This window comes from Variovorax sp. 10N420 (assembly GCF_056394705.1).
The window spans coordinates 1-9888 of record NZ_JBFTIJ010000029.1 but is presented as its reverse complement, the minus strand read 5'-3'; the positions used below and the strand labels follow the sequence as shown (position 1 = coordinate 9888).

Below are 9888 nucleotides of genomic sequence, written 5' to 3'. Positions count from 1 at the left end.
CAGGCCGGCGTGGGCGCGCGGGACAGCATCGAGCAGCTCGCCCAGCTGCCCGGCATGGGCTGGATAGAGCAGCTTCAGAACGATCCGAATCTCAGCGGCAAGGTCGACTGGGCGAAGGTCGAGGAGGCGCACAAGGACTGGAACTACAGCCAGCAGGGTTTGACGCCTGAAGGCGCTGCCATCGTGACGGTGGTGGTCAGCTACTTCTCCTGGGGGGCGGCCTCTGGCGCCGGGACCGCGGCGGGCAACGCTGCGGCGGCCGGAGCCGGCGAAGGCGTAGCACTCACGAGCGGCGGAGCGTTTCTCACGGGCACGGGCGCCACGATCTCGGGCGCGGTCGGCGGTGCGGTCGCGGCGGGTGTCTCGGCCCTGGCCGGCCAGGCTGCGGTCGCATTGATCAACAACCAGGGTGACATCGGCAAGGCACTGGACGAGCTTGGATCGAGTTCGAACGTGAAGAACCTGCTGACGGCCATCGCCACCGGCGGTGTGCTGGGTGGGTTGAACCTGAACCCCACCGGGCTTCCGACGACTGGCGCGGGTGCAACCGACGTCATGAAGCAGTTGGGCACGAATCTGACCGCTGGCGCTGCGAAGGCAGTCATCAGTACGGCGATCAATGGCGGCAGCCTGGAAGACGCATTGAGGGACGGGATCATCAATGCCGTCCTCGACACCGCTGCCGCGACGGGCGCCACCTGGATCGGCGACGAATTCAAGGGCATCGCCAACAGGATCGCGCACGCGATTGCCGGTTGCGCCGTTGGCGCTGCAAGGACGGACGGCAGTTGCGCTGCCGGCGCCTTAGGGGCTGTTGTCGGAGAACTGTCGGCTGAACTCTATGGGCGAGACATCGACACCGTTCAGTTCGCGAACATGATGAGCAGCATCGCCGCAGCAATCGCTGGCGGCGACGCGAACCAGATCAACCTCGCGGGGCAAGCAGGGGCGAATGCGGCAGCAAACAACTACCTCAAGCACGACGAAGCTGCGCGCCTTGACCAACTCAAGGAAAAGCGTCTCGCTGGGAGATGCGACAGCGCGTGTGACTTCGAGATCAAGACGCTCGAAACGTTGGACGCGAGCCGCAATGCTGATTTCAAGGCATGCCAGGGACAGTCTTCGCCGTCGTGTCAAACGCTCGTCGCGGAAGTTCGACACGCCGCAGCCGACTACATCCGCATCAACGCTCCTGTGCTGGGCATAACCGGGACTTACCTCAACGAGCGCGGCGAAACCATTGCCCTTGCTCAGAGCACGATGGGCGACTACACCGTCTGGAACGTCGGTAAGGGCGTTGCCTCCAGCGTGTGGGAAACGGCGAATTCAGCAGGCAAGGCCCTCTACACAGGATTTGAGGCGGTGCTGGGTGACCCGCAGGCGCAGCAGCAGGTCGAACAGGGCCTGGGCGCTGCTTGGGACTTCGTCCAGGACCCGCAGAATTGGCCGCAGCTTCTCGGCGCCATGTCGCCGACACAGCGCGAAGAACTGGCCCGTGCATACGAGGCTGGTGACGGCGCAAAGGTGGCGAGCGTACTCGGCGAGCAATTGCTCAACACGCCCGTCGGCGGTGGCGCCGGCACCATCAAGACGATCGTCAAGGTCAGCGACAGGGTCGAGGAAGTCGCAGCGCTGGCGAAGCGGCTTGACGTCGATCGCGTTGTGGAGGTGCCTGTCGGGGCGAAGGGGAATTGGGACCCAGCGATCAACCCGGGCACCACGGGCTCGTTGATGCCCAAGACGGCCTACGTGCTTGACAATGGAAGCACGTATGTCACCGACGCTTCTGGACGCGTGAACGCCGTGGAAGGCACTTTGACTCGCGAAGTAATGGATCGAAATGGCTACCAGCAATGCGTGACAGGAAAGTGCAGTGGTGTGGCGAAAGATGAAGGCGGCCACCTGATCGCAGCAAGCTTAGGCGGCGCTGGAGACGGGATCAATATCGTGCCGCAGCCCTCAACGTTGAATCGGGGCGACTGGCGAGCGATGGAGAATGAATTCCGAGATGCAATTAAGGCGGGAAAGACAGTGACCGTCAAGATCGACGTCGGATACCCCTCTGATAGGGGAATTCGCCCCAGCACGTTCTTTGTTGAAGCGAACATCGACGGCGTAATTAAAGAATATCCTTTCACCCAGTGAGGAAAATAATGATTAGTTCAGCTGAAGATGCGTACAAAATTATTGCAAGAGTACTAAATGAAAAGGCGCAACCGGGTTGGTCCAAGCTCAAAATCGACTGCCCGATCTTGAATAAGAATTGCGGAGGAATAACTACATTCAGATTCAATGGAGATGAAAAAACGAGCATTGCCATCGGGAGAGCAATTTTTGAGATCCAAGAGGCTTGCCTTTTCGTTAGAGCAGATTTTATGGAAAAAACAGGGCAAAGAATTTGGGGTCTTGCCTTCACCCTATATCCCGACGGTAAGTTCAATATGGATTTTGATTACGTCAAGCCGGAGGGCTACGAGGAAACTGACAAAACAATCGATGTGTCACTCACAGATTTTGCCGAGAAAGTTAACAACGAAAACCTCCAAAATTAGCAATGAGGGTATCCCGAGGGCAGCGTTCCTCCAGCCCAATTCTTTGTAACCGCGGTGGTCGATGGTGTTAAGACCGGAAGGAGATTTGAACAATGAAAACATTCACTTCGGTAGAAGAAGCATACAAAAGATCGGTGCTGCAATTCTTCAGTTTCCTGCCGGCAGGCAATGAACTCGGCCTACGCGAAGTTCTCGCTTCTGAACAAGATGGTGGGCGTCGAGCGGGGAATCTCGGTAGGTGACGAGATTGATCGGAAGGGGAGCAGTCCTGCGACACCGTTCAGTTCGCGAACATGATGAGCAGCATCGCGGCGGCAATCGCTGGTGGGGACGCTAACCAGATCAACCTTGCGGGACAGGCCGGGGCGAATGCGGCGGCGAACAACTATCTGAGTCACGACCAGTGGAAGCAACTGGCGGACGAGATCGCTGCGTGCCAGAAGAACGGATGTCCGTCAGAAAAGGAGCGCGAACTCCGGACCAGGTACCTGGAGATCAGCAACACCCAGGACAAGGCATTGCTGGCGGCATGCCAAGCGGGCTCACCTCAGTGCAAGACCTTGCTGGCCGCAGCCCTTGACGGCGCGGCGACTCAATACGACCTCATCGCTTCTGGAAAGCTGCCGGACTACTACTGGGGTGGATCGGATTTCAGCGGCACAGCCAAGCTGTTGTCGTCGCCCCAGTTCAAGGGAGCGACGAGCGAACAGGCCGCCCAGATGGCGGCGAAGTTGGGCGGGATCATCCTCGACTTCGTCCCGGTCATCGGCGACATCAAGGGCTTTGTCGAAGCGCAGACGCCCTTCGACTACACGTTGGCCGCAGTCGGCACCTTGGGTCCTCTGGGCGATGGGGTCGCAAAGCTGATCAAGGAGGCGAAGATCGCCGCGGAAGCGGGCGACGCGGTTAAGGCGATCAACAAACTCGCAGAGGCAGAGAGCGTCATTAAGGCGACTCCAGGGTCTAAGGGCTCCTGGGATGCCGCACTGAACGGACAGCTTGCCCCTAAGACCGCCTACGAATTGACGAACGGTCACAAATACGTCACCGATGCAAGCGGGCGCGTGAATCAAGTCGAGGGAAAGCTGAGCTTGGACGCCATGGATAGGAACGGGTACCAGCAGTGCACGGTTGGAAAGTGCGGAGTTGCGAAGGACGATGGCGGGCATCTGATCGCGGCGAGCTTGGGAGGCGCTGGTGACAGAATCAACATCGTTCCACAAGCATCGACATTGAATCGGGGTGACTGGCGCGCTATGGAGAACGAATTTAGGAAAGACCTAAGCGCGGGCAAGAACGTCGAAGTGAAGATCGACGTCATCTATCCACCGGCAGGGGGTGCGCGACCCAGCGCCTTCCAGGTGACAGCTACCGTCGACGGCAAAATCCAGCCGCCGAGAATCTTTATCCAATAGGAGGGTTGAGTGAATTCGTTAGAACAAGCCTATGAAAAACTTGCAGCCGGGGTGCTTGAATACTGCGGAGTTTCAAAATGGCAGTCGAGCGGATCGGTGACCTCGGTCTTTGCTCAAATGACGCAGTCATCGTATTGGCGGGTCGTCGATGGCGAATTGATAGAAAACGATCGATTCCCAGCTCTTGAGGTCGGCTTGCAAGTATCTGCTGCTGCCCTCTTCCTTCGTGACGAAATGAAAGAGCGGACCGGGCATCGACTGTGGAAGATCGAGTTCACGATCCAGCCTGACGGAAACTTCAAGATCCAGTACGACTACAACAAGCCGGAGGACTTTGAAGAGACCGAGGAGACGGTGGACGTCTCTCTGTCTGACTTCGCCGAGAAGATCAGTAGGAAGGTTGAAGGTGAATAGCGATGAGGTAGTGCTGGGTCGCTGCGCCTTCTGGCAGGCCGCCAGCAAGGCCTTGTCCCGCGTGTTCAGTCCATGCATGCTAGCGATCTAAAGGCTATCAGCCAAAATCAGCTAGCAAGAAGTTCAAACACGCCGCGGACTTCGGAATCACGACGGGCAGAAAGAATCCCGAGACAGCCAGCCTGTTTCGCACCCAGCCGGGCGCGACCGCCCATTACCTGATCGAGACCGATCCGCGCTTTGCCGACTATCGCCAGTGGCTCAGCAGCGACTACCTGCTGAACGCCCTGGGCTTCAATCCCGACACCGTGCAAAAGCGCCTGGGCGACGGCTTCTATGAGCTGCAACTCATTCGCGAGCAGATCGCCCAGCTCACCGGCTACCGCTACCTGGACGGCTACACCAGCGACCAGGACGAGTACACCGCGCTCATGAACGCGGGCGTGACCTTCGCCAAGCAGTATGGATTGACCCCCGGCATCGCCCTGACTGCCGCGCAGATGGCCCAGCTCACGAGCGACATCGTCTGGCTCGTCGAGCAGACCGTGACCCTTCCCGATGGCAGCACCCAGCAGGTGCTCGTGCCCCAGGTGTATGTGCGTGTGCAGCCCGGGGACATCGATGGCTCCGGTGCGCTGCTGTCGGCCGACCGCCTGAGCATCAAGAACAAGGCCGGCGAAGGCGACTTCACCAACAGCGGCACCGTGGCCGGGCGCTCGCTCGTGTCGATCACCGCGGACAACATCGATAACCTGGGCGGGCGCATCTCGGGGGGCAATGTGGCGCTGGACGCGCGCAATGACATCAATGTCATTGGCGGGACGGTCGATGCGCGAGATGCTCTGAGCCTGAAGGCGGGCAACGACATCAATGTGCGCACCACGACCAGCTCTGCGACGAGTGCCCTGACCAGCTCCACCGTCATGGATCGCATCGCAGGTCTTTACGTGACCAATCCCGGGGGCACGCTGGTGGCGAGTGCAGGCAACGACGTCAACGTGATTGGCGGCATCCTGGCGAACACCGGCGACGGCAGTCGGACCCTCGTCAACGCGGGCCGTGACATCAATCTCGGCACGGTCACCGAATCCAGATCATCGGCTGCTGTCGTTAGCAGTGGCTCGCGAACCACCGCGGTCGCGCAATCCGAATCGCACGAGGTCGGTTCGGTCATCGCCGCCGGAGGCGATGTCATTCTTGATGCCGGTCACAATGTGACGGCGAAGCAGGCCTCGGTGAGCGCGGCGGGCGATCTGATCGTCAAGGCCGACAACGACGTTTTGATCGAGGCCGGCCGGGCGACCTCAGACTTGAGCTATGCGTCGCAATGGACCGACAAATCACTCCTCAGCAAGACCACCCACGGCGTGCAAGCTGAATCGCACACCGACAACGCCATTGGCAGCAGTTTCACCGGCAAGAACGTCGCGCTCGACGCGGGCAACGATGCCACCATCTCGGGCAGCTACGTGGCCGCCCAGGATCAGCTCAACATCAGCGCCAAGCGCGATGTCAACATCGTCTCGGATCAGAGCACCAGCACGACTTCGATGGCTGTCAGCGAGCAGCGCTCGCCCACCGGAATCGCCAAGGTGTTCGGGGCTCCGGGCGCTCTCGGCACCTTGGGCGGGGCCCCGGACTCTGTCGCCGCCACGCTGCTGACGAATCGCAACGGCGCACAGGGTGCGGACAACGTCAGCACCATCGTCAACGGCAGCTTGCTCTCGGGTGGCTCGGTCAACATTCAAAGCGGACGGAACACGACTGTCACCGGCTCGACCGTGGTGGCGGACAACGACATCGGCATTCATGCCGCTGGCGATCTGACCATCCAGAGCGCCGAGGCAACCTCCAACAGCCGCGCCACCAATTCCTATCATGCGTCCGGCAACGTGGGAACGATGTTCAACCCCAGCATCGGCCACACCACCTCGGCGAATCAGGGCGCTGAAATCGAAACCACCCAAGTCGGCAGCAAGGTCGCGAGCCTGAATGGCAACGTTTCGTTGAGTGCGGGCGGCACATACACCCAGACCGCCAGCGATGTGCTGGCACTGGGCGCCGGCGCGGACGGCACGGCGGGCAACATCGACATCAAAGCGCGCAATGTCGTGATCAACGAGGCCTACGACACCGCGGCCCGCGCACAGCATTCCCAGGCCAATCAGGTGGCCGTGGGCGGTAGCGTGACCGTGCCGCTTTACGACACTTTGAAGGGCATCAACAACACGGCCACCGCGATGGACGAGACCAACGACAGCCGGGCGCAGGCGCTTGGCGCGGCGACGGCCGGTGTTCAAGCCTATGGGGCCGCCCAGCAGATCGCGAGCGGTGATTTTGGGGGAGCCAAGGTCAGCGTGGACCTGAGCCACGCTCAAAGCGATTCCCTGAGTCTCGGGACATCTCGCACCCCCATCGGCTCCACAATCTCCGGGGCCGGCAACGTGACCATTACGGCGACGGGTGGCGGCAGCGACAGCAACATCACCGCGACGGCGGCCAGCATCGACGGCAAGAACGTCACGCTCAACGCGGACAACGCCGTCACCTTGCAGTCCGCGCAGGAGACGATCAACCGGGCGTCCAGCGACAGAAGCAGCGGCCAGAGCGCGGGCGTCGGATTGAGCTACGGCGCACAGAACGGTCTGGTCTTCGAAGGGAGCCTGAGTCAAGCCAGGGGCAGCGGCAGCGGCACGGACGTGAATCAGGTGAACACCTATATCGATGCCGATAACCGCGTGACCATCAATAGCGGGGGCAACACCACTCTGAAGGGAGCAGTTGTTTCCGGTGACCAGGTGACCGCCAACGTCGGTGGGAATCTCGACATCACGAGCTTGCAGGACACGAGCACGAACAGGAGCAATCAGAGTTCGTCGGGCTTCGATGCGAGCGTTTGTGTGTACCTTTGCTATGGCGCCCCTGTCGTTGGAAGCGTCGGCGGTGGAAGCTCGCGCGGCAACGGCACCTATGCGAGCGTCACCGAGCAGTCCAGCATCCAGGCGGGCGACGGCGGCTTCGACGTCAACGTCAACGTCAAGGGCAATACCAACCTGACGGGCGGCGCGATTGCGAGCACGGACGCGGCCGTGGACAGCAACCTGAACTCGTTCAAGACCGGCAGCTTGACGACGTCAGACGTGATCAACGTCGATGCCGGCAGCGCCAGTGGCGGCAGTCTCGGACTGACCTACGACGGCGCTGCGTTCGGCGCAGCCGGCGGGGCGGTCGGGACCGGCGTTGGCGGCAGCGTGGGGTACGGCAGCGCCAGTGGTACGCAGTCCAGCGTGACCACTTCGGGTATCTCGGGCATCGCGGGTACGACGACGATTCGCACCGGAGACGGCCCCAATTCCCTGGCCCGCGCGAATAGCAACGTCGATGCGCTGATGCGCGATGTGCAGGCGCAAGTGCAGATTACATCTACCGCCTCTGGGATTGCGATTCAGATGAGCTCGCAATGGGGCACCAAAGTAATAGACCTGTTGAACAGCCTCTTGGCGTCTTCCTCTGCTCCCGACACGGCAACGATGACTCCAGCAGCTCGGCAAGCGCTTGTGAACAGCCAGTTCGATGCCGCCTTGAAAAGCCCGCAATTGACGGATGAACAGCGCTCGGCCTTGGAATACTTGCAGCAGTTTTACGACCGAATTGAAAACGCCTACAGCCAGAGCTACGACCGGGCTCCTTCTGACGGTACCGCAGGCACGCAGGATGTGTTCTTCCAGTTCCTGCTGCCGAATGCCGGCGCGATCGCTGGCGGTGGTTTTGCTGCTGGTGCAGCGGTCGACGGTGGGAACGTCGGAGGCTCAAATGGAGGCTACAACGCGCAGTCCGATACGTACGGGTCCGGGACTTCGTTGCCTTCGCTTGGTGTCCTAGACGGAATCGTCCTGCCACCCAGTGTGCAGGGGATTTTCGAAATTTTCCATATAGTCGCTCAAGCGACGAGCGGTGAAAAGGACCCAAGCACTCCGAGCGGGCAACGTGGAGCGCCAATGGACGTCCCCAGGGGCACAAATGCACCGGCCGCTATCGGGGGCCGGGAATATAGCGGTCACGCGCTGGATCAAATGCAAGGACGAGGTGTGACGCCAGCTCCGGTTGAAGATGCGATTCAGAACGGACGGGCACAGCCTGACGCAACGTACCCCGATTCGCGTACCGCGCACACGAGCAATGATGGTCGCTTGGTCGTTATTACTGACAACGAGTGGCCGGGTAATCACAGTCATAACACGCTAACGGATGATCCACATATGAACGAATTTCTTGAACGTCAGCTTTCTCTCGTCCGGCAAGTGGTAGCCGACTATCGAAACGAGCTGATCAGCCTTAATGCCCTCGTTCGTCGGGTAGAGGCGGTCGGGCATGTGGTGGGAGGGGAGATTTGGGAGGAGAGGATTTTCCCGATCGTCGTTGAGCTTGAGACCATCAACAGCGAACTCATTGATAAAGGAAGACGCGCCACGCTGCTCGAGCGCGAGAAGATTCAAGCTAGTCTTCAACGACTGGAATTGATAGCCTCTCCCGACGATGGGGCAGCAGGTCCGTAGCCGAATGAAGTGCATTGTGCGTCGATCGCATCTACGTCACCAATCCCAGTGGCGCCCTGGCGATCGGCGCCGCCTCTCTACCCTCTGACGCAGTATTCGAACCCTGCCAAGACCGTCAACGCCGGGCCTCCGAGTGAAAGATCAAATGATTGCATCGCGCGAGAAAGCCTATGAGTCCATGCAGAAAATTTGCGATCTTTACCTGCCTCGACCTACAATTTCGGAAAGACTAAAGTTTTTGCGAATCTTCGATGGAAACTTTGCCTTTGACGAAAAACAATCTTACTTTGGCTTTTTGAATATAAATGTTAATAGATTAAAAATGGTGTCGGTCGTTCTAGACCTGAGAGCTCATCACGTTCTAGCTTTTAGTGCTCCTATCGAATATAGGGAAAATAAAAATATTTCGAAAGAAACTGCCAGCGCGCTAGCGAGTGGCTATGCCAAAGACGCGGGCGGGCTTATTCACGAGACGCGCTCATCGAAAACTGAGTGCCCTCCGGTATATTGGGAATTCGGCCTTCGGCTGGATCGCAAAGGCAGTGAGATGGCCGGAGGCGTAATCAGGGTCGACCGCAGTGATGGGCACATTTGGACAAGTGACGAATACGAGGAATACATGTACGACTACAACAGCGTACTTTGATTACCCCGACGGCTCGGGCGCGCGCTGTTCTTAGCGGAGCACCTGAGCAGGCGGCAATGTGGACTTGGAGCGCGGGCAGAAATCAACATCATCGGCGGGACGGTCGCTGCGCGTGATTCTCTGAGCCCGAAGGCGGGCAACGACATCAATGCCCCGCAAGCCACCGTCTCCAGCGGCGACGGCCTGCTCCTGGTGCATGCGGACCGCGACATCAACATCGGCGCCGGACAGACCACGCAACTGGACATCCAGGGCAAGCAGACGACGAGCAAGGGGACCTTCAAAAGCTCCACCACGACCACGAA

At 59.7% G+C, this 9888-nt stretch carries 7 protein-coding genes; all 7 read left to right on the top strand.

What is annotated here, in order from left to right; genetic code table 11:
* The coding region (locus tag AC1DEK_RS29975) for a DUF637 domain-containing protein (RefSeq protein ID WP_478128966.1) at positions 1 to 2145 on the top strand (2145 nt) is incomplete at its 5' end.
* A gap of 8 nt (positions 2146 to 2153) precedes the next feature.
* Positions 2154 to 2552, top strand: coding sequence for a hypothetical protein (locus AC1DEK_RS29970; RefSeq protein ID WP_478128965.1), 399 nt, complete (start codon positions 2154 to 2156; stop codon positions 2550 to 2552).
* 92 nt (positions 2553 to 2644) lie between these two features.
* Positions 2645 to 2794 (top strand): hypothetical protein, encoded by a 150-nt coding sequence (locus AC1DEK_RS29965; protein ID WP_478128964.1) that lies wholly within the window; start codon positions 2645 to 2647, stop codon positions 2792 to 2794.
* 51 nt (positions 2795 to 2845) lie between these two features.
* Entirely contained in the window at positions 2846 to 3967 is a 1122-nt protein-coding gene (locus AC1DEK_RS29960) for a DNA/RNA non-specific endonuclease (protein ID WP_478128963.1), read from the top strand.
* Positions 3968 to 3976: 9 nt separating this feature from the next.
* The gene (locus tag AC1DEK_RS29955) at positions 3977 to 4381 is read left to right on the top strand and encodes a hypothetical protein (RefSeq protein ID WP_478128962.1); all 405 of its coding nucleotides are present in this window, start codon (positions 3977 to 3979) and stop codon (positions 4379 to 4381) included.
* 308 nt (positions 4382 to 4689) lie between these two features.
* Positions 4690 to 8937 (top strand): hemagglutinin repeat-containing protein, encoded by a 4248-nt coding sequence (locus AC1DEK_RS29950; protein WP_478128961.1) that lies wholly within the window; start codon positions 4690 to 4692, stop codon positions 8935 to 8937.
* A 145-nt stretch (positions 8938 to 9082) separates the two neighbouring features.
* Complete coding sequence (locus AC1DEK_RS29945) at positions 9083 to 9583, top strand: hypothetical protein (protein WP_478128960.1); 501 nt, start codon at positions 9083 to 9085, stop codon at positions 9581 to 9583.
* Positions 9584 to 9888 lie beyond the last annotated feature (305 nt).